The 21,237-nt window shown below is 50.8% G+C and carries 24 protein-coding genes, 3 tRNA genes and 3 pseudogenes; 12 read left to right on the top strand and 18 right to left on the bottom strand.

Going from position 1 to position 21,237, the window contains the following annotated elements:
- Positions 1 to 37 precede the first annotated feature (37 nt).
- The 5 genes from ACJTMZ_RS03455 (at position 38) to ACJTMZ_RS03435 (ending at position 889) form a co-directional block, all read left to right on the top strand.
- Positions 38 to 113: transfer RNA gene (locus ACJTMZ_RS03455), tRNA-Gly, on the top strand.
- Between the two features lie 51 nt (positions 114 to 164).
- Positions 165 to 238 (top strand) — tRNA-Cys (locus ACJTMZ_RS03450).
- An 11-nt stretch (positions 239 to 249) separates the two neighbouring features.
- A tRNA-Leu gene (locus ACJTMZ_RS03445) sits at positions 250 to 336 on the top strand.
- 150 nt (positions 337 to 486) lie between these two features.
- Positions 487 to 756, top strand: coding sequence for a hypothetical protein (locus ACJTMZ_RS03440; RefSeq protein WP_239506060.1), 270 nt, complete (start codon positions 487 to 489; stop codon positions 754 to 756).
- Complete coding sequence (locus ACJTMZ_RS03435) at positions 749 to 889, top strand: hypothetical protein (RefSeq protein WP_252010673.1); 141 nt, start codon at positions 749 to 751, stop codon at positions 887 to 889. The genes ACJTMZ_RS03440 and ACJTMZ_RS03435 overlap by 8 nt, the downstream gene beginning before the upstream one ends.
- Before the next feature lie 40 nt (positions 890 to 929).
- Here ACJTMZ_RS03435 and ACJTMZ_RS03430 read toward each other — a convergent pair whose 3' ends face one another.
- Entirely contained in the window at positions 930 to 1,625 is a 696-nt protein-coding gene (locus tag ACJTMZ_RS03430) for a hypothetical protein (RefSeq protein WP_205924054.1), read from the bottom strand.
- 91 nt (positions 1,626 to 1,716) lie between these two features.
- Between ACJTMZ_RS03430 and ACJTMZ_RS03425 the strand changes: the two genes are divergently transcribed.
- Complete coding sequence (locus ACJTMZ_RS03425; RefSeq protein WP_204272182.1) at positions 1,717 to 1,995, top strand: hypothetical protein; 279 nt, start codon at positions 1,717 to 1,719, stop codon at positions 1,993 to 1,995.
- A 100-nt stretch (positions 1,996 to 2,095) separates the two neighbouring features.
- Here ACJTMZ_RS03425 and ACJTMZ_RS03420 read toward each other — a convergent pair.
- Positions 2,096 to 2,401, bottom strand: a pseudogene (locus ACJTMZ_RS03420) (integrase); the annotation flags it as partial.
- Here ACJTMZ_RS03420 and ACJTMZ_RS03415 point away from each other — a divergent pair.
- On the top strand, positions 2,373 to 2,963 hold the full coding sequence (locus ACJTMZ_RS03415; protein ID WP_204272181.1) for a hypothetical protein: 591 nt from the start codon (positions 2,373 to 2,375) through the stop codon (positions 2,961 to 2,963). The pseudogene ACJTMZ_RS03420 and the gene ACJTMZ_RS03415 sit on opposite strands and share 29 nt — an antisense overlap.
- A gap of 68 nt (positions 2,964 to 3,031) precedes the next feature.
- On the opposite strand, the gene ACJTMZ_RS03410 is transcribed toward ACJTMZ_RS03415, so the two are convergent.
- The 3 genes from ACJTMZ_RS03410 to ACJTMZ_RS03400 all read right to left on the bottom strand — a co-directional run bounded on the left by ACJTMZ_RS03410 (position 3,032) and on the right by ACJTMZ_RS03400 (position 5,861).
- Positions 3,032 to 4,009 (bottom strand): NAD(P)H-quinone oxidoreductase, encoded by a 978-nt coding sequence (locus ACJTMZ_RS03410; protein ID WP_198421954.1) that lies wholly within the window; start codon positions 4,007 to 4,009, stop codon positions 3,032 to 3,034.
- 154 nt (positions 4,010 to 4,163) lie between these two features.
- Positions 4,164 to 4,853 carry a type 1 glutamine amidotransferase domain-containing protein gene (locus ACJTMZ_RS03405; protein WP_045339126.1) on the bottom strand — a complete coding sequence of 230 codons (690 nt, stop codon included), beginning with the start codon at positions 4,851 to 4,853 and terminating at the stop codon, positions 4,164 to 4,166.
- 54 nt (positions 4,854 to 4,907) lie between these two features.
- Positions 4,908 to 5,861, bottom strand: coding sequence for an NAD-dependent epimerase/dehydratase family protein (locus ACJTMZ_RS03400; RefSeq protein ID WP_045339124.1), 954 nt, complete (start codon positions 5,859 to 5,861; stop codon positions 4,908 to 4,910).
- A 106-nt stretch (positions 5,862 to 5,967) separates the two neighbouring features.
- Here ACJTMZ_RS03400 and ACJTMZ_RS03395 point away from each other — a divergent pair, with 106 nt between their 5' ends.
- Positions 5,968 to 6,396, top strand: a complete 429-nt coding sequence (locus ACJTMZ_RS03395; RefSeq protein WP_045339122.1) for a MerR family transcriptional regulator — start codon at positions 5,968 to 5,970, stop codon at positions 6,394 to 6,396.
- Positions 6,397 to 6,554: 158 nt separating this feature from the next.
- On the opposite strand, the gene ACJTMZ_RS03390 is transcribed toward ACJTMZ_RS03395, so the two are convergent.
- Both ACJTMZ_RS03390 and ACJTMZ_RS03385 read right to left on the bottom strand, forming a co-directional pair.
- Entirely contained in the window at positions 6,555 to 7,385 is an 831-nt protein-coding gene (locus tag ACJTMZ_RS03390) for an alpha/beta fold hydrolase (RefSeq protein WP_045339119.1), read from the bottom strand.
- A 464-nt stretch (positions 7,386 to 7,849) separates the two neighbouring features.
- A pseudogene (locus ACJTMZ_RS03385) lies at positions 7,850 to 7,933 on the bottom strand (SOS response-associated peptidase); the annotation flags it as partial.
- A 64-nt stretch (positions 7,934 to 7,997) separates the two neighbouring features.
- Between ACJTMZ_RS03385 and ACJTMZ_RS03380 the strand changes: the two are divergent.
- Positions 7,998 to 8,267 (top strand): annotated as a pseudogene (locus ACJTMZ_RS03380) (recombinase family protein); the annotation flags it as partial.
- Between the two features lie 44 nt (positions 8,268 to 8,311).
- On the opposite strand, the gene ACJTMZ_RS03375 reads toward ACJTMZ_RS03380, so the two are convergent.
- The 7 genes from ACJTMZ_RS03375 to ACJTMZ_RS03345 form a co-directional block, all read right to left on the bottom strand.
- Complete coding sequence (locus ACJTMZ_RS03375; RefSeq protein ID WP_045339117.1) at positions 8,312 to 8,968, bottom strand: class I SAM-dependent methyltransferase; 657 nt, start codon at positions 8,966 to 8,968, stop codon at positions 8,312 to 8,314.
- A 117-nt stretch (positions 8,969 to 9,085) separates the two neighbouring features.
- The gene (locus ACJTMZ_RS03370; protein ID WP_408626825.1) at positions 9,086 to 9,439 is read right to left on the bottom strand and encodes a DUF4156 domain-containing protein; all 354 of its coding nucleotides are present in this window, start codon (positions 9,437 to 9,439) and stop codon (positions 9,086 to 9,088) included.
- A gap of 286 nt (positions 9,440 to 9,725) precedes the next feature.
- The gene (locus ACJTMZ_RS03365; RefSeq protein ID WP_017384431.1) at positions 9,726 to 10,442 is read right to left on the bottom strand and encodes an ABC transporter ATP-binding protein; all 717 of its coding nucleotides are present in this window, start codon (positions 10,440 to 10,442) and stop codon (positions 9,726 to 9,728) included.
- Positions 10,439 to 11,314 carry an ABC transporter ATP-binding protein gene (locus tag ACJTMZ_RS03360; RefSeq protein ID WP_015570244.1) on the bottom strand — a complete coding sequence of 292 codons (876 nt, stop codon included), beginning with the start codon at positions 11,312 to 11,314 and terminating at the stop codon, positions 10,439 to 10,441. The genes ACJTMZ_RS03365 and ACJTMZ_RS03360 overlap by 4 nt, the downstream gene beginning before the upstream one ends.
- Complete coding sequence (gene livM / locus ACJTMZ_RS03355) at positions 11,311 to 12,585, bottom strand: high-affinity branched-chain amino acid ABC transporter permease LivM (RefSeq protein WP_165467904.1); 1,275 nt, start codon at positions 12,583 to 12,585, stop codon at positions 11,311 to 11,313. The genes ACJTMZ_RS03360 and livM overlap by 4 nt, the downstream gene beginning before the upstream one ends.
- Before the next feature lie 11 nt (positions 12,586 to 12,596).
- Positions 12,597 to 13,511: an ABC transporter permease subunit gene (locus tag ACJTMZ_RS03350; RefSeq protein ID WP_003859667.1), complete on the bottom strand. Its 915-nt coding sequence runs from the start codon at positions 13,509 to 13,511 to the stop codon at positions 12,597 to 12,599.
- A 68-nt stretch (positions 13,512 to 13,579) separates the two neighbouring features.
- The gene (locus tag ACJTMZ_RS03345; protein WP_017693225.1) at positions 13,580 to 14,701 is read right to left on the bottom strand and encodes a branched-chain amino acid ABC transporter substrate-binding protein; all 1,122 of its coding nucleotides are present in this window, start codon (positions 14,699 to 14,701) and stop codon (positions 13,580 to 13,582) included.
- A gap of 411 nt (positions 14,702 to 15,112) precedes the next feature.
- Between ACJTMZ_RS03345 and ACJTMZ_RS03340 the strand changes: the two genes are divergently transcribed.
- Complete coding sequence (locus ACJTMZ_RS03340) at positions 15,113 to 15,781, top strand: YecA family protein (protein WP_003859671.1); 669 nt, start codon at positions 15,113 to 15,115, stop codon at positions 15,779 to 15,781.
- A 316-nt stretch (positions 15,782 to 16,097) separates the two neighbouring features.
- On the opposite strand, the gene tyrP is transcribed toward ACJTMZ_RS03340, so the two are convergent.
- Positions 16,098 to 17,309, bottom strand: coding sequence for a tyrosine transporter TyrP (gene tyrP / locus ACJTMZ_RS03335; RefSeq protein ID WP_026080699.1), 1,212 nt, complete (start codon positions 17,307 to 17,309; stop codon positions 16,098 to 16,100).
- 191 nt (positions 17,310 to 17,500) lie between these two features.
- Here tyrP and ACJTMZ_RS03330 point away from each other — a divergent pair, with 191 nt between their 5' ends.
- The gene (locus ACJTMZ_RS03330; RefSeq protein WP_165467903.1) at positions 17,501 to 17,737 is read left to right on the top strand and encodes a YecH family metal-binding protein; all 237 of its coding nucleotides are present in this window, start codon (positions 17,501 to 17,503) and stop codon (positions 17,735 to 17,737) included.
- A gap of 36 nt (positions 17,738 to 17,773) precedes the next feature.
- On the opposite strand, the gene ftnA is transcribed toward ACJTMZ_RS03330, so the two are convergent.
- Together ftnA and yecR are read right to left on the bottom strand one after the other, a co-directional pair.
- Positions 17,774 to 18,271, bottom strand: coding sequence for a non-heme ferritin (ftnA, locus tag ACJTMZ_RS03325; protein WP_003859676.1), 498 nt, complete (start codon positions 18,269 to 18,271; stop codon positions 17,774 to 17,776).
- A 200-nt stretch (positions 18,272 to 18,471) separates the two neighbouring features.
- Positions 18,472 to 18,810 carry a YecR family lipoprotein gene (gene yecR / locus ACJTMZ_RS03320; RefSeq protein WP_015570249.1) on the bottom strand — a complete coding sequence of 113 codons (339 nt, stop codon included), beginning with the start codon at positions 18,808 to 18,810 and terminating at the stop codon, positions 18,472 to 18,474.
- Positions 18,811 to 19,055: 245 nt separating this feature from the next.
- Between yecR and ACJTMZ_RS03315 the strand changes: the two genes are divergently transcribed.
- Positions 19,056 to 19,694 carry an RpiB/LacA/LacB family sugar-phosphate isomerase gene (locus tag ACJTMZ_RS03315; RefSeq protein ID WP_003859680.1) on the top strand — a complete coding sequence of 213 codons (639 nt, stop codon included), beginning with the start codon at positions 19,056 to 19,058 and terminating at the stop codon, positions 19,692 to 19,694.
- Between the two features lie 42 nt (positions 19,695 to 19,736).
- Here the strand turns inward: ACJTMZ_RS03315 and ACJTMZ_RS03310 are convergent, their stop codons facing one another.
- The gene (locus tag ACJTMZ_RS03310; protein WP_017384426.1) at positions 19,737 to 21,155 is read right to left on the bottom strand and encodes an MFS transporter; all 1,419 of its coding nucleotides are present in this window, start codon (positions 21,153 to 21,155) and stop codon (positions 19,737 to 19,739) included.
- Between the last annotated feature and the right edge of the window lie 82 nt (positions 21,156 to 21,237).

The raw sequence follows: 21,237 nt of genomic DNA, 5'->3' as shown, positions 1-21,237 counted from the left end.
GTGGTTAGGAAGTAGTTAAATAGTTGCTTGATGACATGCGGGAATAGCTCAGTTGGTAGAGCACGACCTTGCCAAGGTCGGGGTCGCGAGTTCGAGTCTCGTTTCCCGCTCCAGATTAATGCATCGGCAGCTTGCGGGTGCAGGTCGAAAGACAACAGATTTAAGGCGCGTTAGCAAAGCGGTTATGTAGCGGATTGCAAATCCGTCTAGTCCGGTTCGACTCCGGAACGCGCCTCCACTTTCTTCCCTGGCCGGATGGTGGAATCGGTAGACACAAGGGATTTAAAATCCCTCGGCGTTCGCGCTGTGTGGGTTCAAGTCCCACTCCGGCTACCATGGGAAAAAGCAGAATAATCAAAGCAATAAGCAGTGTCGTGTAAACCACCGAAAGGTGGTTTTTTATTGCCTAATTTTCGCCATTCGCCATTCGCCATTCTTTCGCCATTCGGCTTCGCCACAAACAGAGGGCATTACTGCCCCCCGACTATCGAAACGATAATCGGGCTGGCCGCACTGGTCATTTCTGCCATTGCTGGCGCTTTTGGCCTGGGCCATATTCGCGGCACCAGCAAAGCGGAAGCGAAAGCCGACCAGCAGCGCACTGAAGATAACGCAGCGGCAACGGTCGCAGCAGCCGAACGCCGTGTAGAAGCAACGAAAGAGGCCAGCAATGTACAGCAAACTGTTAACCGCATGCCTGATGACGATGTTGATCTCGAGCTACGTGACACGTGGAAGCGTCCCGGTGGTGGTTGATACGGCTTGTGACTGGGTAAAGCCAATCTACCTGACTGATCACGACATCGACGTTCTGGACCGCCAGACGAAGAAAGACATCCTGGCGTATAACAAAGCGTGGCAGGCGAACTGCCAGACCGAGAATCCCTGAACCATAGGTAATTCTCGGAAGACTGAATTATTATAAGCAATTATGTCGTTTCGTTTTTTTCAAGGACATCATATGTAGAGTTTACGAATACATAAATGTCTGTAAGGCATTTTTTAAGAAAAGGAATTACTTCATACTCTTCACCATGGAACTTTATTTTTTTATCCCCTGTGAGTGTGAAGTTAAGTGGTGCTCCGTTTTCTGCATCGTTTAATACACCGTTTTCCAAATGAAAATCTGAATACTTTACGCCGTCTACGGTGATATCTTTAAAAATCACAGTTGATACATTGGATGCCGTGAGAAGATTAAAGCCATTTGCACTTACTGTGATATCTGAAGATATTTCTTCTTTAAGTGAAATCGGTTTTCTATGTTTGGCGTCATTAGTTAGTTTGCACATCATATTTAACCACTCTTCGCCAGTGGAATAACCTTGAATAGAGTTGTAGATATGATAAATCTCAGAGCTTTCTAAGTCATTTATTCCAATTTTTGTTTTAAAAAATTTGTCGATTATTTCTCTTTTCCCATAGGGGAAATAAATTTTTGGCCTAGAGGAGCTTGTATGAGGCTTATAAATGTCATAGGTGTCGTTTGCAACATATTCTAGAGAGCTTCTTAAATGTTCAAGAATGCTTTTGATCTTAACTGGTTTTAAGTTTTGGCTTGCCTCCATAACCTCTAAGTTTTCTTTAACCTCATTTAACAGTTCTAATGTGTCGACTCTCGGCATCACGCTCTCCTTTTGCAGTGAATGTTGATTTCTTTTTGTGATGAAGAAAGTGTCGAGCGTTTCATACTAAAAATCAACAGAGGATAACGTTTTGGAAGTGACAATCGATGGCGTCAAGTATGCGCCTGCTGGCGGTGTTTTATTCAGTTTCGGAATTGCTATCACCACGCGCAATCGACCGGAAATTCTGAATCGCTCCGTTGAGCAGCACATGAAGCATCTGCCAACCGGTGCACTACTGATTGTTGTCGATGATGGTTCAAAACCCGCAGCTGTAGTGCCTGACGGCGTAAAGCTGATTCGCCATGAAACATCACTCGGCATTGTTGCTTCTAAGAACGACAGTCTACCATGGGAAAATGCAGAATAATCAACGCAATAAGCAGTGTCGTGTAAACCACCGAAAGGTGGTTTTTTATTGCCTGAAATTTGCTTTTCCGAAGATGATTTTTCCGCGAACGCATACCCAATCAGTTTTTCTGCCCGCCCACTACTGGTACCACTTTTACTTTCCTGTCATAAATTGCCGTTTGTCGCGAGTTCTTATGGCCGGAAATTGCCTGTTTCTCTTCAAGGCTACCTTCAAGGTCTGAAATGCCTTTTGCTTTCAGATCGTGGAAAGTGAAATCAATCGACAGGTGAGGGTACTTAGCCTGGGCTGCGAGTTTTGCCTCTCGCCAGCGGGAGTTAAAACCATCACGGGTGTATTTGCTTCCACTGGGTTGATGGATTAGGAACAAACTTCTTATGCCTGACTTAAGTGGTAATGCGCGTGAAGCTATCAACCAACTTAAGGGCTATGCACTAGTGCTGAATTGCGCGGGACCATTCTCTGTTACTGCGCTTCCTATTGCTTATGATGTTCGACGTATTGACTTCGGCGATGGTGAGAAGGATGCGATGACCATTCCCTGGGGTGACGTGTCCACGGCCTATTACACGACGGGTATTCCAGACATCCAAGTCTTTGCGCCTGGCTCAACCCGCATGATTTCCCGGGCCAGAAGGGCAAACCATATCAGGCCTTTGCTGCAACTGGCGTGGATTCAGAAACTCCTGAAGACCTTTATATCCAGAACAGTAAAAGGGCCCGGGGAAGAAAAACGTCAGCAGACTCCTTCTTTTGTATGGGGAGAGGTGATTAACGCTAGCGGTGAAAAAAAAAACGCCCGTATTCGCACTCCGGATGGTTATACACTTACTATTACAGGGTCATTAACCGTGGTTGAGTTCCTGATGGTGAATCAGGTTGCAGGAGGTGCCTATACACCTGCAATGTTAATGGGTTCCAATCTTATAACGCAACTTCCCGGGACGGGACCGCTGAGGATTGTATAATCCTCCCGGGCGTGAATGGATATACTCACGCCCGCTAAACTCATCGCACTAAATGCGGGGATGTCCATTTATTCAAGGGTAAGAATGACTTTACCTATGTGGTTTCCGGCCTCAAGTAATTCATGTGCTGTCCGGACATCTTCAAATTTAACAACCCGGTGTATGACAGGTTTACACTTTCCTGATTCGATTAAAGGCCATACATTTTGTATCAGCTGTTGGGCTATTTCTCCTTTTTCCGCGTTATTCCGACTCCTCATCGTTGAGCCTGTTACCAGGGCTCTTTTAAGGATGAGCTCCTGAATATCAAACTCCTTAACAACCCTTCCCCCCATAAAACCAATCAGCACGAGTCGTCCGTCTTTTTTCAGAATATGCAGATTTTTGTTGAAATATGAGGCACCGACAATGTCAAGAATAACATCAACCCCTTTCCCGTCAGTTCTGCCCAGGATCTCTTCTTCAAAATTCTGTGTCCTGAAGTTAATCATCTCCCCGTACTTTTTCAGAGCGAGAACTTGCTCATCACTTCCTACGGTACCGAATAATTTAATATTCATGGCAGAGCATAAGGCGAGGGCGGTTGTCCCAATACCGCTTGCGGCACCATGGATTAGTACAACATCTCCAGGTTTCACTTTCCCCAGAGCAAAAAGATTGGCCCATACAGTAAAGTATGTTTCAGGAAGTGCAGCGGCTTCCGTAAGGCTTAAGTTATTTGGCGCAGGCAACACCTGACTGACCGGAACGGCACAAAATTCAGCATATCCGCCACCATTGGTGAGCGCACAAACACGATCCCCGACTGAAAAGTGAGTAACGTTTTTCCCAATTGCATGTACGATCCCAGCAACTTCTAGTCCAGGGACAGGGGTAACACCCTCCGGCATAGGATATTTCCCTTCCCTCTGCATAATATCAGGACGATTTACCCCTGCGGCTTTTACTGAAATGAGAACCTCGTTCTCACCACATTCGGGTATTTTGCCCTGGCTTACTTTAAGCACTTCAGGGCCGCCTGGTTTTGTTATCTCAATCAATTTCATCTCATCTATCCTGTTAACGTTCAAGAGGTTGAGTTCAGAACTTAACATCAGTAACTACCAGCTACAGACATCATTCAAAATTGCTCCGAATCAATTTGAGGCTTTTTATAAAAACGGGGGATTCGCAATCGTGAATCTCAGTCTAATTCTGGCGTCAATAATCGAGAAGTGACACCACGCGCATGGCTGTCAGCTTCGCTGAAAATGGGTTCTGCCCTGTGATCAGTCGCCCGTCAACGACAACGTTGGGGGTAAATGGTAGCAAAGCCTTCTCATATCTGGCTCCCCTTTGCTTCATCTCCTGCTGCGCGTTGTATGGCATCTCACGGGAGACACCCGCTAGAATTTCCTCTGTCCATGAAAAGCCAGTGATTCTACGGGACTTAACGAGAAGCTCACCATCAGATAAGCGGGTATTCAACAGACCGCAATAACCATGGCAAACAGAGGACACAATGCCTCTCTGTTCATGAATATCCCGCGTAATTTGCTGAAGCCTAACATTTTCTGGAAAATCCCACATAACAGCATGACCACCAGTGAAATAAATTGCGTCATATTCATAGGAGTCGATTTGCTCAGGACTGAGAGTATTCTCAAGAAGTTCCATTCTGGAAGGATCACTAAGCCAGTTCCGAGCAGAATTATCTAAAAATGGCCACTTGAGGGATCGTGGTTCTAAGGGGGACTGGCCACCTGCTGGACTCACGATTATTTGTCTGAAGCCGTGAGCTGCAAAAATATCGTACGCATGAGTGAGCTCTGACAGCCAAAGCCCGGTTTTATGCTCCGGGTCGTCATAAAGAGATACATTGGTAACAACATGTAATATAGACCGAATCATGCTAGAACCTTCTGGTGTTTGTCAGAGATTGTTGTTAACAACCAGCCAGAGTGGTTAGTCATCTTTATTTAACGCAGATGTTGCTTTCCATTCAGTGTATAAATTTTCCAGGCCCTGCCGATAAGTTGTTATACGAAAGTCCGGGAAACGTGACTTAAATTTTGAAGAATCAAAAAGATTATCTGCTTCATAGCGCGGAAGGAGCTCTCGCAATTCTCGCGGCCCTTTAGAAAATATACCTGCGATGTATATGGGGATTTTATTGAGAACAGACCATGAGGTCTCTTTTCCAAAAACACTGCATGCCTGAGAAACAAATTGCGCATATGTAATTGGTTCTTCGCAGCAGGGCAGATGCCAGGTCTGGCCATAAGCATCTGGAGTATTACCCAGCAGCGCTAAAGCCCTGCTGGCATCGGGGGTCCAGATGAGCGTTCGTAATGTGTCATCACGCAATGGGACGAGTGGTTTTTTTCCTGCTTTAAGCCTGTCTAAAACCAGAGCATTTGTAAAACTTTGGGTTTTCCCGGGCCCATAAAATTCAGGGGCACGACCAATGAGTACAGGAATCTCACCCCGCAGCATCTCCTCTAGCACCATGTTCGCCATCATTGCCCGGACACGCCCTTTTCTCCCAGATGGCTGAAACGGCATGTCTTCCGTCTGTCGTCTACTGTCCTGAGGGTACATATACGTATTGTCAAAATAGACAAAATGAGCCCCTACTTGCCGGGTGGCATTCAGTGCATTCTGAAGCATCACCGGAAATTGCTTCTCCCAGAGGGAGGAATCCGGTGGTAGGCCTGCTGCAAAATACACAATGCGGCTACCTTTTACCGCATTCAGGGTCTGACTGCCATCAAGCAAATCAGCTGACATAAGGGTATCAGTGTCATTGACCTTATGCGGATTGCGGCTGACAAGCCTTAGGTCAGCACTGAAGGAATGTGTTAACTCGCGGGCAAGTTCCCGGGCAATCTGTCCGCTTGCTCCCAGAATCGTCTGCATTTATTTCCTCTTCATACAATTTTTGGCTGATGTACCGGGACATTGACTTTTTTAAAAGTATAAGATTAAAGTTAACTTTAATGTCAAGAAATTCACCGGAGATGAAATGAAGATCGGAGATCTGGCAAAAGCGACGGGTCTAACACCTTCCCGCATACGTTATTACGAGGCGGAAGGCCTGATCAGTGCTCCTCCCCGACAGGATAATGGCTATCGCCATTATCCGCCTGAGACCGCATTGATACTCATGCTTATTGACCGGGCACAAAGATTTGGGTTCACGCTTGAGCAAATCCGTCAGGTATTACCTCAGGGGAAAGGAAGCTGGAACCATGAAGGATTAGTTGCTTCTCTTGAATTCAGGGTTGAGGAGATCCGACTCCTACAGCAACAACTGAGGGAAAATCAGACCATGATACTGAATTTAATCAGTGGCATCGAAAACAGGCCGGAGGGTATTTCATGCCAGGAAAATATGTTGCGGGTTATGAGGCTGATGCAGGTTGATGCGCCGGTTCTTCATTCTATTAAGTAATCTGGCAGACATTGTGCCAGGTCTGTTTCAGTATGAAGAGTTAATTAACAAAGCCTGATTTGTAAGACACTGCTCCCTTGTACACAACCATGATGACTCCGTCACCGGTACAAAATACCGGTAACGGAGTAAAGAATTTAGATATTTTATCAGCCAGGTTAACTGTTTATAAATGCAAGAAGATCTGCGTTAACCTGATCAGCGTGTGTAGTGGGTATGCCGTGGGGAGCTCCTTTATAAGTATTGAGTTTCCCATTTTTGACCAGTTCAGCCGACAACTTACCGGAATAATCATAAGGGACAACCTGATCGTCATCGCCATGAATCACCAGTACAGGGATGGATATTCCTTTCAGGTCTTCAGTAAAGTCGGTTTGCGAAAAAGCAACGATCCCATCGTAATGCGCTTTGGCGCTCCCCATCATACCCTGTCGCCACCAGTTATAAATAACAGCTTCGGAAGGAGCCGAACCGGAGCGGTTAAATCCAAAAAAAGGTCCAGCAGGAACGTCGTAATAGAACTGGGCGCGATTAGCAGCCAGTTGCGCTTGCAGATCATCAAATACTGATTTGGGCGTTCCCTGTGGATTATTGTCGGTTTTCACCATCAATGGCGGTACGGCACTGATTAACACGGCTTTTGAAACTTTATCTTCACCATGTCTGGCAATATAACGTACAACTTCGCCACCGCCGGTTGAATGGCCAACATGCATTGCGCCCTGTACATTGAGATGTTCCACAACGGCTGCAACATCATCTGCATAATGATCCATGTCGTGGCCATCCCACACCTGTTCCGAACGACCATGCCCACGTCTGTCATGTGCCACAACGCGGAAGCCTTTATTTACGAAGAATAACATCTGGGCGTCCCAGTCATCGCTACTCAGAGGCCAGCCGTGATGGAAAAAAATAACTTGACCATCCTTTGGACCCCAGTCCTTGTAGAAGATTTCAACGCCATCGCGAGTTGTTACATAACCCATGTCACTTCTCCACTCAGATAAACTGTCATTGGGCAGTGCTTATCCTGCTCAACTCTTCGTAAAGGGCAGAACTAACTGATAAGTACCGATCCTGTTACCGGCCTTGATTCAACCGTAACTGTAGTATAGGTTTAAAGTCAACTTGAAGGTCAATGAGGGTTATGAGATTGTTTGAGGGCCTTTAGGGTAGGATACAAAAAAAACTTCTCAGGGAGAGGAGGGGGTTGCTGGCTCTGGAATCACAGGAAGGAGAGCTCACGGTGGGCTCGAGCCATGATTTTGACTTTAAAAAGCAGGACTTGTTATCTCACTAAGTCTGCAATTCGCACACAGCGGATCTGTCAACCAGCTGGTTGGTCTGCTCCGTGCCAGGGCGGATGTTGCAACTACTCCTCGTAATAGTACCACCATCCAAATGCGTAGCCTCGCAACACCAGATCGAGATGCAGCTGCTCGTCGCGTTATAATACTTTTGTTTCGGGTGCAGCGTTGTACACACAAATCGGTTCCGGATCGTATGCGATGTTACGTTCAGCTTCGTCGGTCAGGTATACCGGATACTCTTCACGAGTTTAAGCTTGTGCAAAACAAGCCTCCACTAACTATGTAATGGACAGCATCGACACTTCCAGCTCAGTGGGGCGTTTCATTTTTACATAATGTCAGTCCTGGCCGAGATAGAAAGGGAGTGGAACGTTGAACGCACCCGGGCAGGACTGGCGGCAGCCCGTGATAAAGGTGAATAGGTGGCAGATGTCCGAAATTTACTCCAGAGCAATGGGCTCAGGCAGGTTGGTCGCAAACGGAGTGGACAGTAAGCCGGTGGCAATTATTTACGACGTTGCGGTGTGCACTCTGTATAAAAAGTTTCCGGCCAGATAGCATGAAGAAAACGCCATCCCATAATATGGAATGGCGAGTTTTGGTTATCTCTTGCTGTAAGCAGTGTAAAGAGCTACAACTCCTTTAACGATGACTTCAACGTTAACAAAATGCCTTGAAAGTATTTTTCTCAATTCATCCTCAGAGTCATGGGTATTTGAAAAGATACCTTTTCGGTTGTAAACAGTCATTAGCTTCTTTCCAAAACCATTATGTATTACTCCATCACCCAGGATGGTTGCACCGTAAAGAACGCCATCTTTAGTCAAAGCCATTTTGGCGTTTTCAATGACGGTGCCTTTGTCTGACATACTTCCCGGAAGGCAATGAAGAAGATAAAACATGGATATAGAATCAAATTTATCACCGAGTGATTCAGGATAACATTCAAAAACATCGTGTATAATTTTACTCTGGATTCTCGCTTCCCCAACCTTTGCTGATGCAGCACTCAGGCTGGCAGAATTTAGATCCATAAGAGAAATGTTGCAGTTAGCGGGGATACTTCTGAGGTAATATCCGGTCCCGACTCCGATATCAAGATGGTTCAAACTTAAATGTTGTAAAAAGTGAGGAAGCAGGTACTTCTTTGTCGGGCAACGCCATGCATAATTATTGGAAATGCTGAGAACCCACCAGTCATAAAGATTCAGCGTAAATGGCGTGTAGACTTTAGCCCCTTCATTATTTATTTTATTCATTAATTTCACCTTGTAACAGTTTGCAGAGTGAATTAAATCAATAATTCTTAACAATTACAAGGAAATAAGGGCCGCAAGACACCATACTGATACGTTGGTACACTGCGGCATATAGATTTAATTGCAGCGCCAAGCGCTACCGGTGATAACAACGTTAGTTTCTTGTGAACCGCCATCGTTACCATCGTAGTAACCGCTGTTACCAGCCCGGTTAGTTATAAGGGAAACTGCGTTTCCACCTAACTTTGCCGTATTATTGCGTAGTGAATTTAAAGCGCCAGTTTCCAGGTTGGCATTTGAAGTCCAGCCACCGGTGAGAAAATTACCTTGCTCACCTGTAACTGTCCCGAGGAAAGTGCAATCACCTTTTGGATCGCCGTTAGTAACACGCACAGATTGCGCCCTTGAATCAAGCTGATTAGCGCTGCAAGCAGTTAACAGCAATGGGATGATAAATGCTATTTTCTTCATGAAACTACTCTAAACAGGTAAAGGATAATGGTACGCAGTATATTAAACGGTTTACTTCAACGGTCGCTCAATAATCAACTAAAAGTTGATGGACTCTGAAGTTATCAAATGCCATACCACGCTCTGTGCAACAGTGTGGCGTGGTTGACTGGTGGTTGTTCATGCCCGTGCAGCCAGCGAGCATAGTGGATATATGCTTAAAGACCAAGTTGAAGAACTGTGGGCGAATCGGATACCAGCCACATGTCGGATTACTGTGAGTTTTTCTCACTATAGCCTTTTCGTTTCACACGCCACCCAGATACGCCTTTCTCACCTCCGGATCCTTCAGCAACGCCTCGCCGCTGCCGCTTAACCGAATCTGCCCGTTAACCATCACATAGCCGCGGTCGGACAACTTCAGCGCGTGGTGCGCATTCTGCTCGACCAGAAAAATCGTCATTCCGTTACGGGCCAGTTCGCGCAGCGTCTGGAAAATCTGTTTAACCACGATTGGCGCGAGGCCGAGGCTGGGTTCATCCAGCAGCAGAAGTTTAGGACGGCTCATCAGCGCGCGGGCGATAGCCAGCATCTGCTGTTCACCGCCGGAGAGCGTCATCGCCCGCTGGTTACGTCGCTCCTTGAGGCGGGGGAAGAGGTCGAACATGCTTTGCATATCTTCCGCTGCATGCTGATTGCCGACGGGGATTGTCCCCATCAGCAGGTTCTCTTCTACAGACATATCCGGGAAAATGCGTCGTCCCTCAGGTGCCTGCGCGATGCCACCGGTGGCAACATAGTGGGTGGATTTGTGGCTGATATCCTCGCCGCAGAAGAGGATCTGCCCGTTGCGGATCCGGGGCTGACCAAAGACAGACATCAGTAATGTTGACTTCCCCGCGCCGTTAGCGCCAATCAGGGCCACGGTTTCCCCTTTGTTAACCTCAAGCGAAACCTGCTTCAACGCCTGGATCACCCCGTAGAAAACATCCACATCCTGAAACTGAAGCATCGGTTCGCTCACAGATTTACCTCGCTTTCGTCGGTGCCCAGATACGCGGCAATCACTTTTTCATTGTGCTGGATCTCAGCCGGTTTACCTCTGGCAATCACATCGCCATGATCGAGCACAATGATGTCATCTGAAATGCCCATCACCATCCCCATATCATGCTCGATCAGCAAAACCGTGATGTCATGGTGGTCGCGCAGGAACCGGATGATCTCACTCAGCTTGTGCGTTTCCACCGGGTTCAGGCCGGCAGCAGGTTCATCGAGACAAATCATCTCCGGGCCGGTACACATGGCGCGGGCGATTTCGAGGCGTCGTTGCTGGCCATAGGACATTTCCCCGGCCAGACGGTTCGCGCAATCCACCAGATCCACCACCTCCAGCCAGTAAAACGCTCGGTCCAGCGCATCGTTCTCTGAGCGACGATACGCAGGGGTGTTCAGCACCCCCGCCAGCAGATTGCGGTTGACGCGCATGTGCTGTGCCACCAGCAGGTTTTCCACAACGGACATCTCGCGGAACAGGCGGATGTTTTGAAACGTGCGCGCAAGACCCGCGCGGTTCACCAGATGCGTGCCGCCAAACATCTTATAGAACAGGCGTTGACCAAGCTGCGCCGGGTTGAGCCAGTCGCCCGGCTGGAATTTCTGGCCGAGCACCTGAATGACATTGGTGGTTTTATTTCGTGCATTGAACAGAATGTTGCCGCCGGAGGCCCGGTAGAAACCGGTCAGGCAGTTAAAGACGGTCGTTTTTCCCGCGCCGTTAGGCCCAATGAGTGCGGTAATGGAGCCGCGCTGCACCTCAAGATTGACGTCGTTTAAGGCCTTGATCCCGCCGAAGTGCATCATCAGATGTTCTACACGTAAAATCGTTGCGTTCATGGCGCCACTCCTTTACGCACGGCAAATCCGCTGCGGTTGATGCGGATCAGACCGCGAGGACGCCAGATCATCATCACCACCATCAGCATGCCAAACAGCAGCACGCGATATTCCGCAAAGCTGCGCAGCAGTTCCGGCGTGACGGTCAGCACAAAGGCGGCCAGTACAACGCCGACGGTGGAGCCCATCCCGCCCAGGACCACAATGGCGAGGATCAGGGCCGATTCAAAAAAGGTGAAAGAGGTCGGGTTAACAAATCCCTGGTAGGTGGCAAAAAACACTCCGGCGATACCTGCCGTCGATGCGCCCAGGGTGAAGGCCGAGAGTTTGACCAGAACGTGATTCAGCCCCATTGAACGGCAGGCAATCTCATCCTCACGGAGCGCTTCCCACGCCCGTCCAATGGGCATTCGGGTCAGCCGGTGTTTAATGTACAGCACCAGCATGACTACCAGGAACAGCACCGCATAGATGAAGATAAACTTCAAGTTGGGGTTATAGGTCAGGCCGAAGAACTCGTGGAAGGGGACGCCGCCTTCTTTGGCGCGTCGGCCAAACTCCAGGCCAAAAAAGGTCGGGGCAGGGGCTGAAACGCCGTTAGGCCCGCCGGTGAAGGTGAGCCAGTTGTTCAGCACCAAGCGGATGATCTCGCCAAACCCAAGCGTGACGATGGCGAGATAATCCCCGTGCATGCGCAGCACCGGAAAGCCGAGCAGGGCGCCCGCGCCCGCGGCCATTAGCGCCGCCAGCGGCAGCATGCTCCAGAACCCAAGCCCCAGGTACTGATACCCGAGCGCCAGCCCGTAAGCGCCGATGGCATAGAAGGCGACATAACCCAGATCCAGCAGCCCTGCCAGGCCAACAACAATGTTCAGCCCAAGACCGAGCAGGACGTAGATCAGTCCGAGAATGGCAACCGTCAGAACGTATTTAGTGGCCACAAACGGGAAGCAGATCGCCAGCGTGACAATCAGCGGAATGATCCAGCGCATGCGGCTTTTATACGCCGGCGGCCGGACATACACCCCCGCATTGTCGGATTCAAACCGCGCCTGTAAACGTCTTCCGGCCGCCGTAGCTGAAAAGGCGCTCAGTAAAAAGCGTCCCAACATCACCGTGCCAACAATCCACGCCAGCCGCTGGCCGTCAAAGGTAAAGCTGTAACCATCCAGTATCACGCCCGCAATCGGGCCGAAAATAATCAGGGCGATCATTCCGGAAAAAATCGAGTCCAGAATGCAGCGCTTCAGGGAAAAACCGTCAGAGGTCATCGCGTTGTTCCTTACACTTTAGCCACGACAGGGCGGCCCAGCAGCCCCTGAGGACGGAAGATCAGAATTAAGACCAGCAATCCAAACGAGAACACGTCTTTATAATCCGAGTTCACCATCCCGGAGAATTGCGCTTCTGCGACGCCCAGAATCAGCCCGCCAAGCATCGCACCGGGCAGAGAGCCGATGCCGCCCAGCACCGCCGCCGTAAAGGCCTTGATGCCGATAACGAACCCGACGTAAAAATCAAAGGTGCCGTAATTCATGGTGATCAGCACGCCCGCCAGCCCGGCCATGGCTGCGCCGATAACAAACACCAGCGAAATAATTCTGTCGGTGTTGATACCCAGAATGGAGGCCATCTTACGATCCTGCTGTACCGCACGGCACATGCGTCCTAAGCGGGTACGGTTGATAATCCAGGTCAGCACCAGCATGCCCGCGAACGAGGCGATGAGAATAAAGACTTTGGTATAGGTTATCTGGACAAACCCTTCGCCGAGGTGAAAACGCAGCACGCCATCCAGCATGGTCGGGACGCCCTGCTGACGCGGACCCTGACTGAGCTGGACGTAGTTTTGCAGTATCAACGACATCCCGATGGCCGAAATCAGCGGCGCCAGACGCGTCGAGTTGCGTAGCGGCTTATAGGCGATGCGCTCAATCGTCCAGCCGTAAACCCCGGTGACCACGATGGTGAAAACCAGCGTCCCCAGGATCAGCAGCGGAAAGGAGTGGAGTCCAAAAAACGCCAGCAGAGCCAGGCCAATGGCCGAGAGATAGGCGGAGATCATATACACTTCGCCGTGGGCGAAATTGATCATGCCGATGATGCCGTACACCATGGTGTAGCCGATGGCGATAAGACCGTAGACCGAACCCAGCGTTAAGCCATTAATTAATTGTTGCAGGAAGAATGTACTCATGGTCGCGCACCTGAATAAAGGGTTACGCCGACAGTCAGACCTGCCGGCGCTGAGCAGATTCCGTCCCGTTATGGCACTTCTTTATATTTGCCTTTGTCATCCCACTGGTAGACCACGTAGTCAGAGACTTTGAGGTCACCTTTGCTGTCCCAGGCTTTTTTACCCATCACCGTGTCGACAGGGTTGGCCTTCAGCCACTCGCTGGCTTTTGCGGAATCCGTCCCTTTCGTGGCCTTAAATGCCGCCGCGATAGCCTGCACAGACGCGTAGGCGTAGAGGGTGTATCCTTCAGGTTCAAATTTACCGGCGCGGAATTTCTCGATGACGGCTTTTCCGTCCGGGATCTGGCGCGGATCTTTACCAAAGGTCATGTAAATACCGTTGGTGTACTGCGCCCCACCGGCGGCGGTGACCATCTCTTCATTGACGATACAGTCTCCCGAGAAGAACTTCGCCTGCACGCCCTGTTCACGCATCTGGCGAACCAGTGGGCCCGCTTCCGGGTGACAGCCCCCGAAGAACACCACGTCCGGTTTTTGTGCGCCGATTTTGGTCACCAGCGCATTAAAGTCTTTCTCCCCGCGGGATAACCCTTCGTACATCACCTCCTTCACGCCGCGTTTCGCCAGCGCCGCTTTAGTGGCGTCCGCCAGCCCCTGACCGTAGGTGTCTTTATCGTGGATGATGACCACCCGTTTGGCTTTCAGCTTATCAAGAATAAAATCGCTGGCGACCTGGCCCTGCTGGTCGTCACGTCCGCACATGCGAAATATGTCGCTCATGCCACGTTCGGTAATTAGTGGGTTCGTTGAGCCGGGGGTGATGGAGAGGATCCCGGCATCGCTGTAGACCTCGGAGGCGGGCATGGTCGACGAGGAGCAGAAGTGGCCGACGACCGCTTTCACTTTATCCTGATCGACTAAGCGGTTGGCAACGGCGACGGCCTGTTTGGGCTCGCAGGCGTCGTCGCCCTGAACCAGTTTGATTTTCTCACCGTTGATCCCACCGGCGGCGTTAATGTCTTCCGCCGCCTGCGTAGCGCCATGCCAGTATTGATCGCCGTAGGTTGCGTTCGGGCCTGTGAACGGCCCGGCCACGCCGATGACGATATCGGCCTGCGCGGAAAAGGCCGTCACCAGACAACCGGCCAGCACCAGGGAGAGGGGAGTTTTGGTAAATTTCAGCGACATTATTATGTTCCTTAGCAAAGAGGTTTTTGCACCAGGTATAAACCCGAACGCCTGATGGCATCGTAAATCCAAAAACAAGAGCGAGAACAAAATGCACTTTAGAAGCAATCTCATGCTTAATACGGCGAGGATCCCACGCACCGCGAAGCGCGCAGAACATTAAGCAAAAAGGTTGCCAGAATGGTTAATCCCTTGACCGGGTCACAACACGTTGAGTATAGAGCGCCGTTTTATGCGTCTTTGCGGGATGAGATGAATTTACAGCGGAGATCACATCTCCTTAACAACAAAGCCCATAAGTTGTGCAACGGTCACGATTTGCACGTTTTTGCAGCAATAAAGACCTAAACTTCAGATAGGCACGCGCGGCGATCTATGTCAGGATCGTTTTTTTTATCAGGAGTATCAGCAATGGCTGAAGGCCCATTAAATGAAAGCGAGATGGCGTGGCTGGAAGAGACATTAATCTCTTACGGTCACGACGATGCATCCGTGATTGACGTGTCCGAACTGGACGGCATGCTTACCGCAGTACTTTCCGGTCCCGTTGTGGTGGAGCCCGACACCTGGCTGGTGGCGGTCTGGGGTGGTGAGAAATATATTCCGCGCTGGAAAAACGATCGTGAGATGAACCGTTTTATCGATCTCTGCTTTAAGCACATGAACGATATTGCCGAGCGTTTGAGCGAATACCCGGATCAGTTTGAACCGCTGTTTGGCTATAACGACGTTGACGGTCAGAGCTATACCGTGGTGGAAGAGTGGTGCTATGGCTACATGCGCGGCGTGGCGCTGACGGACTGGTCATCCCTGCCGGAAGCGCTGGAAGCGGACCTGGCGGTGATTGCCCTGCACGGGACGGAAGAGAACAGCGAGAAGCTGGATGCGCTGACCGAAGAGGAGTACATGGCCAGCATCGAAAGCATTCAGCCTGCGGCGCTGCGTTTGTATAACTACTGGGTGGCTAACCCGCAGCAGCCGGAAGCGAAAAAGCCGATCGTGAACGGGTCGAAGGTGGGGCGTAACGATCCGTGCCCGTGCGGGAGTGGGAAGAAGTTTAAAAGCTGCTGCCTGCATTAAATCATTAATTACTGTGGCCTGAATGGGGCACGGGTGTTGAGTCCCCGCTAAAATCGGCGAACCGGAGACCAGATGACAAGGGCTGGACGCCATGGATGGCGGCCAGAGGCGAATCGAGACAGGATGTCGAGTTGAGCCGACCGCAGGCAGATGGTCGGGAGGTGAGCGCAGTGCGAAGCACCGATTTTCCGCGTGGCCGCGGGGATTGATAAGGGGGCCGCGGCGGCCCCCTTATCCCGTTCACATGCTGTGAAAAAATTATATTCTGTTGATCTTAAGGTGAACGGAACAGTACCTCAGGACCTGTATAAATAAGTTATCCCACTTCCGGCAGCATTCCCGCTGCAATCAGCACCTGCACCAGAATAATCACCACCCCACAACCAAACACCGCGCACAGCATTGGCGTACCGCCCGCTACGCGATACCCCTGCTGCGGATGTTGCTGGCGGCTCTTCCACGCCAGCAGGGAAGGCAGCAGCAGGGCCAGTACCGATAACGCCACGCCAGCATACCCCAGCGCCATCACAAACCCGCGCGGGTAAAAGAGCGCGAAGGCCAGCGGCGGCAGGAAGGTCATCGCCCCCGTCTGTAAGCGTCCCGCAACGGTATTGCGACGCTGGAACAGATCCGCCATATAGTCAAACAGGCCAAGCGCCACGCCGAGGAAGGAGGTTGCCAGCGCCAGGTCTGCAAACAGATGTACCGCCAGCTCCACGTGTGAAGAGGCCACCACGTTACGCAGGGCAACCAGGAATCCATTCAGACCAGAATGCTCTGCCATCAGGCCGATAAAGGTATTGGAATCAATACTGCCCAGCGTCACCAGCTGCCAGAACAGGTAAGCAATCAACGGAATGGCGCTGCCGATAACAAAGACGCGGCGCAGCTTGCGAATATCACCGTTCATATAGCTCACGATGCTCGGCACGCTGCCGTGAAAACCGAAGGAGGTGAAAATAACCGGGATGGCCGAAAGCGCCAGACCTTTCTCCAGCGGGAGAGAGAGCAGGTTAACCTTGTGCACATGCGGTGCCAGCAGCACCAGCATCACAATCAGGAAGAGAATTTTGGCGCTGAACAAAAAACGGTTAAACAGATCGACCAGCGATGTGCCCGCGCAAACTACGCCGCCACCGATCAACGTAAAGACAATGGCGCCTGTTTCCGGTGAAAGCGACGCACCGAAGCCGTCATTGATACTTGACGCAATCAACTCCCCGGCGCCGCTGATGTAAGCGGCAGTCAGGGCGTACATCAGGAACATCATGCTGAAACCGGTGATCCACTGCCCGTAGCGTCCAAGATAGCGTGCAGCCAGGGAGCCTAAGCCAGTATCGGCAGGGACATGCTGATAAACCTCAAGCAATAATAGCGCGGTGTAACACATCAGGGCCCACAGACCGCCCAGCAGCACTACGGTAACCCCAAACCCGACGCCGGCGGCAGCCAACGGCATGGCCAACATTCCTGCGCCAATTGTCGTTCCGGCGACGATAAAAATACTTCCCAGAGTTCTGTTCTTCACGCTTTCCTCTACAACGCTTCCATACCGCGACTCATTCTGCGGCGCAGAGTAAGGGAAAAGCACCATCTCGTCAAATCACCGTTACATAGGGTGTAATGATTAATTTACAAAAAGAAAAGGGTAACCTGAGCCAGCGCAAAGCGTGCCGTGGAGGGAACGTTTAGTCTGCTTTTTATTTGCGAGAGGTAACCATGTCAATTCACGGACACAACGTGCTGAATATGATGATTGAGTCAGGTGAGCGCTATACGGAGGAGAGTCTGGTTGAGGCAATACATGCCCGCTTTGGCGAAGCGGCGCGTTTCCATACCTGTTCAGCTTCGGAGATGACGGCCGCGGAGCTGGTGGCGTTTCTGGCGGCGCGCGGAAAATTCATTCCGGCAGCAGACGGATTTTCCACTCACGAAAGTAAAATCTGCCGTCATTAAATAAAGCGGTGCTGAAAACTCAGCACCGCTTTTCTGTTAATTCTGGGTATCGAGCGTCGACAGCTCTTTATCAATGAAGTACAGACCTTCCCCGGATTTACCTGCCAGAGATAATTTATCCAGCACGGATTTAAACAGCTTCTCTTCTTCGTGCTGTTCAGCCACATACCACTGAAGGAAATTAAAGGTTGGATAATCCTGGCTGGTCATGGCGGCATGAGCCAGTTCATTAATTTTCTGGGTGATCAGCTGTTCATGCTCATAGGTGGCGCGGAACAGTTCATCAAGAGAGCCGTATTCGGCAAAAGGCGATGCCACGTTATCAATGCGCGGCAGGCTGCCGGTGTCCGTCAGGTAATCAAACAGACGCTGCATGTGCGTCATCTCTTCCTGGGCATGACGACGCAGGAAGGCGGCCGCCCCTTCAAAGCTGTGATAGCTGCACCAGGCGCTCATCTGCTGATAAAGCAGGGAAGAAAAAAGCTCAAGATTCATTTGCGCATTGAGCTTGTCGATCATTTCAGTTTTTAACATGGTGCAGCTCCGGTTTATTTATTCTGGTTCACGATGAGCGACACTATAATTTGTTATTTAATTATTTGCAAAAAGTAAAATAAATATTTCTTTATTAAAAATACGAATGGGAATAAAACGCATTGCCGCCATTTATATTTATTAATGAGAATTGTTTTAGTTCTTATTAAATAAACTGCCAGCGTGACTGGCAGTAGCGGTTAATACCACGGATTCTGGCTGGAAGAGGTAACAGCATATCCCTGACATTTATACTGAATGGTCACACTTTCGTTCAGACAGAGTGAACCGCTGATCAGGGTGCAGGTTTTAATTGGCTGCCCGTAGGCTGACGCAGTGGCGTAGCCCATATGTTGACAGGCTTTGGTTGCCGTACCGTTATTAACATACTCATCAGACCAGGCGTTTTGCAGCATGGCCTGGCCATAGTCGAGGCGCACAATTCCGTTTGGGGCATCCGTACTGCTGACTTCTGCCTGACGGTTGATACTGCACCCGGCGAGCAACAGGATCGTTCCGGCTATGATTACACGTTTCATGGTTCACTCTGCGTGACGGGAAATACGCCATTGTAACCAACGCGATGGTACGCAATGGCTGGAATAGCCGGAGGATCTGCCCTCTCACTGTGCAACGAGCCGGGCCACCGCGCGAAATTGTGAGCGCATCTTTGTTTTTTAAAACAAGTTTTCACTTAATTTGAAAGTGCGTTTGTTTGATAGTAAGGTTAAGTTGAAAAGGTATCCACAGCGGGATCGCCCGCCATGCATTCAGGAGAGACAAGATGAAAATTGCACTGATGATGGAAAACAGCCAGGCCGCTAAGAATCCCATCATCCTTAATGAGCTGAAAGCCGTTGCTGATGAGAAAGGTTTTCCGGTCTATAACGTCGGTATGAGTGATGAGAACGATCATCATCTCACCTATATTCACCTGGGCATCATGGCGAGCATTCTGCTTAACGCTAAAGCCGTTGATTTTGTTGTTACCGGCTGCGGTACCGGGCAGGGCGCGCTGATGTCCCTGAACATCCATCCGGGTGTGATTTGCGGTTACTGCATCGATCCTGCGGATGCTTTCCTGTTTGCGCAAATCAACAACGGTAACGCGCTTTCTCTGCCGTTTGCGAAGGGCTTCGGCTGGGGGGCAGAACTGAACGTACGCTTTATCTTTGAGAAAGCGTTTACCGGACGCAATGGCGAAGGCTATCCACCAGAGCGTAAAGAGCCGCAGGTGCGTAACGCCGGGATCCTGAACCAGGTGAAAGCGGCGGTGGTGAAAGAAAACTATCTGGATACCCTGCGAGCAATCGATCCTGAGCTGGTTAAAACCGCCGTATCAGGCCAGCGCTTCCAGCAGTGCTTCTTCGAGAACTGCCAGGACAAAGAGATTGAAGCCTTCGTGCGCGGTATTGTTGGCTGATTTACTTTGCCGGGCGGTGCGTTGCCTGCCCGGCAGATAGCGTTACTTTTTCGATGAGACCGCGCTGCCCGCATCTTTAGTCAGCCGCAGCGTGTCAACCATTCCCACCAGGCAGATCAGCGCGATTGCCACAAATGCCAGCCGGAAGCTCATTCCCGGCATACCGGCAATCCCCATCGCCTCACTGACTTTTTCCCCGATACGAATACCAATCGCCCCGAGCGTGATCCCAAGCCCCACGGCAAGCTGCGTTGCGGTTGAAAACAGAGTATTGGCATAGCTCATCTGCGCCGATGGCACATCCGCAAAAGCCAACGTACTGATGGCTGTAAACTGAATCGAACGGAAAACGCCGCCCAGATAAAGGATCAGCATGATGAGCCACGCGGGCGTCTGCGGCGTAAGAAACGCGCAGGCCAGCAACGCCAGGACATTCAACGCACCGTTAATCAGCAACAGCCGCTTAAACCCCAGGCTGCGGATCAGCGGCGTCGTCGCCGGTTTAATGGTGAGATTGCCAACGAAAACCGCCAGCACCAGCAGGCCAGAATGGAACGCGTCCATGCCAAAGCCGACCTGGAACATCAGCGGTAACAGGAACGGAACCGCGCTGATGGAGGCGCGAAACAGCGATCCGCCGTACAGGGTGACGCGAAACGTCGGCACCTGCATCGCATCGAGCCTGATCATCGGCCAGGTTGCCCGCTTAAAGTGACGCAGCGCCAGGCTTAAGGCGACGACACCGACGATAAACAGCGTGGCGGTTAATCCTGTTCGCAGAGGCTCTGCGCCCATCAACTCCATCGCATAAACCAGGCTCACCATGGCAAGGGTGGTGACAACAAAACCCGGTAAATCAAACGGTCGGCGCGTATCTTCATGCAGGTCTGGAATGATGCGCAGTGCCAGCAAAATGGCGATTATCCCCAGCGGCACGTTAATAAAGAAGATCCAGCGCCAGTCGGCATAGCTGGTAATGAACCCACCCAGCGGCGGGCCGATGATCGGCGCGACCAGCGCAGGCCACGTCAGGGTGGCGATTGCCGTGATGAGCTGATGTTTTGGCGTGGTGCGCAGTACAGCCAGGCGACCTACGGGCACCATCAGCGCGCCACCCATGCCCTGGAGGACGCGCATCGCAACGAACTGATCGAGCGTGGTGGACAGGCCGCAAAATACCGAGGCCAGCGTGAAGATCGCCAGCGCGAGGGCAAACACTTTTCGCGCGCCGAAGCGGTCGGCGATCCAGCCGCTGGCGGGGATCAGTACGGCCAGGGTGATCAGATAGGCGCTGATGCCGATATTCAGATCCACCGCCTGGTCGCCGAAGCTTTTTGCCATATCCGGCAACGCGGTGGCGATCACTGTCCCATCCAGAAACTCCATAAAGAAAGCACCGGCCACCAGCAGCGCCGCAGGCGATAATCCACGGCTCTCTTTGCCGGATACGTTTTCACTCATTCTCTTCCTGCCCGCTCAAAAAATTTTATAAACATTTACTGGAATTTATAAGCCTGTAACGTGCGGATTTATCATGGCTTTT

Origin of the sequence: Enterobacter sp. DN (genome assembly GCF_046054285.1) — a bacterium.
GTDB lineage: Bacteria > Pseudomonadota > Gammaproteobacteria > Enterobacterales > Enterobacteriaceae > Enterobacter > Enterobacter hormaechei_C.
Note: the sequence above shows the minus strand (reverse complement) of the source record. Positions and strands in the feature narration are given on the sequence as shown.

Bases quoted from the DNA above. Each gene is read 5' to 3' on its own strand.
- ftnA (WP_003859676.1), bottom strand. From the start codon at position 18,271: ATGTTAAAAACTGAAATGATCGACAAGCTCAATGCGCAAATGAATCTT.
- ACJTMZ_RS03370 (WP_408626825.1), bottom strand. From the start codon at position 9,439: ATGAAGAAAATAGCATTTATCATCCCATTGCTGTTAACTGCTTGCAGC.
- ACJTMZ_RS03415 (WP_204272181.1), top strand. From the start codon at position 2,373: ATGCCTGACTTAAGTGGTAATGCGCGTGAAGCTATCAACCAACTTAAG.
- livM (WP_165467904.1), bottom strand. From the start codon at position 12,585: ATGACCTCTGACGGTTTTTCCCTGAAGCGCTGCATTCTGGACTCGATT.
- ACJTMZ_RS03345 (WP_017693225.1), bottom strand. From the start codon at position 14,701: ATGTCGCTGAAATTTACCAAAACTCCCCTCTCCCTGGTGCTGGCCGGT.
- ACJTMZ_RS03410 (WP_198421954.1), bottom strand. From the start codon at position 4,009: ATGAAATTGATTGAGATAACAAAACCAGGCGGCCCTGAAGTGCTTAAA.
- ACJTMZ_RS03310 (WP_017384426.1), bottom strand. From the start codon at position 21,155: ATGAGTGAAAACGTATCCGGCAAAGAGAGCCGTGGATTATCGCCTGCG.
- ACJTMZ_RS03375 (WP_045339117.1), bottom strand. From the start codon at position 8,968: ATGAATAAAATAAATAATGAAGGGGCTAAAGTCTACACGCCATTTACG.
- ACJTMZ_RS03315 (WP_003859680.1), top strand. From the start codon at position 19,056: ATGAAAATTGCACTGATGATGGAAAACAGCCAGGCCGCTAAGAATCCC.
- ACJTMZ_RS03360 (WP_015570244.1), bottom strand. From the start codon at position 11,314: ATGAACGCAACGATTTTACGTGTAGAACATCTGATGATGCACTTCGGC.
- ACJTMZ_RS03340 (WP_003859671.1), top strand. From the start codon at position 15,113: ATGGCTGAAGGCCCATTAAATGAAAGCGAGATGGCGTGGCTGGAAGAG.
- yecR (WP_015570249.1), bottom strand. From the start codon at position 18,810: ATGAAACGTGTAATCATAGCCGGAACGATCCTGTTGCTCGCCGGGTGC.
- ACJTMZ_RS03395 (WP_045339122.1), top strand. From the start codon at position 5,968: ATGAAGATCGGAGATCTGGCAAAAGCGACGGGTCTAACACCTTCCCGC.
- ACJTMZ_RS03405 (WP_045339126.1), bottom strand. From the start codon at position 4,853: ATGATTCGGTCTATATTACATGTTGTTACCAATGTATCTCTTTATGAC.
- ACJTMZ_RS03390 (WP_045339119.1), bottom strand. From the start codon at position 7,385: ATGGGTTATGTAACAACTCGCGATGGCGTTGAAATCTTCTACAAGGAC.
- ACJTMZ_RS03350 (WP_003859667.1), bottom strand. From the start codon at position 13,511: ATGAGTACATTCTTCCTGCAACAATTAATTAATGGCTTAACGCTGGGT.
- ACJTMZ_RS03400 (WP_045339124.1), bottom strand. From the start codon at position 5,861: ATGCAGACGATTCTGGGAGCAAGCGGACAGATTGCCCGGGAACTTGCC.
- ACJTMZ_RS03330 (WP_165467903.1), top strand. From the start codon at position 17,501: ATGTCAATTCACGGACACAACGTGCTGAATATGATGATTGAGTCAGGT.
- ACJTMZ_RS03430 (WP_205924054.1), bottom strand. From the start codon at position 1,625: ATGCCGAGAGTCGACACATTAGAACTGTTAAATGAGGTTAAAGAAAAC.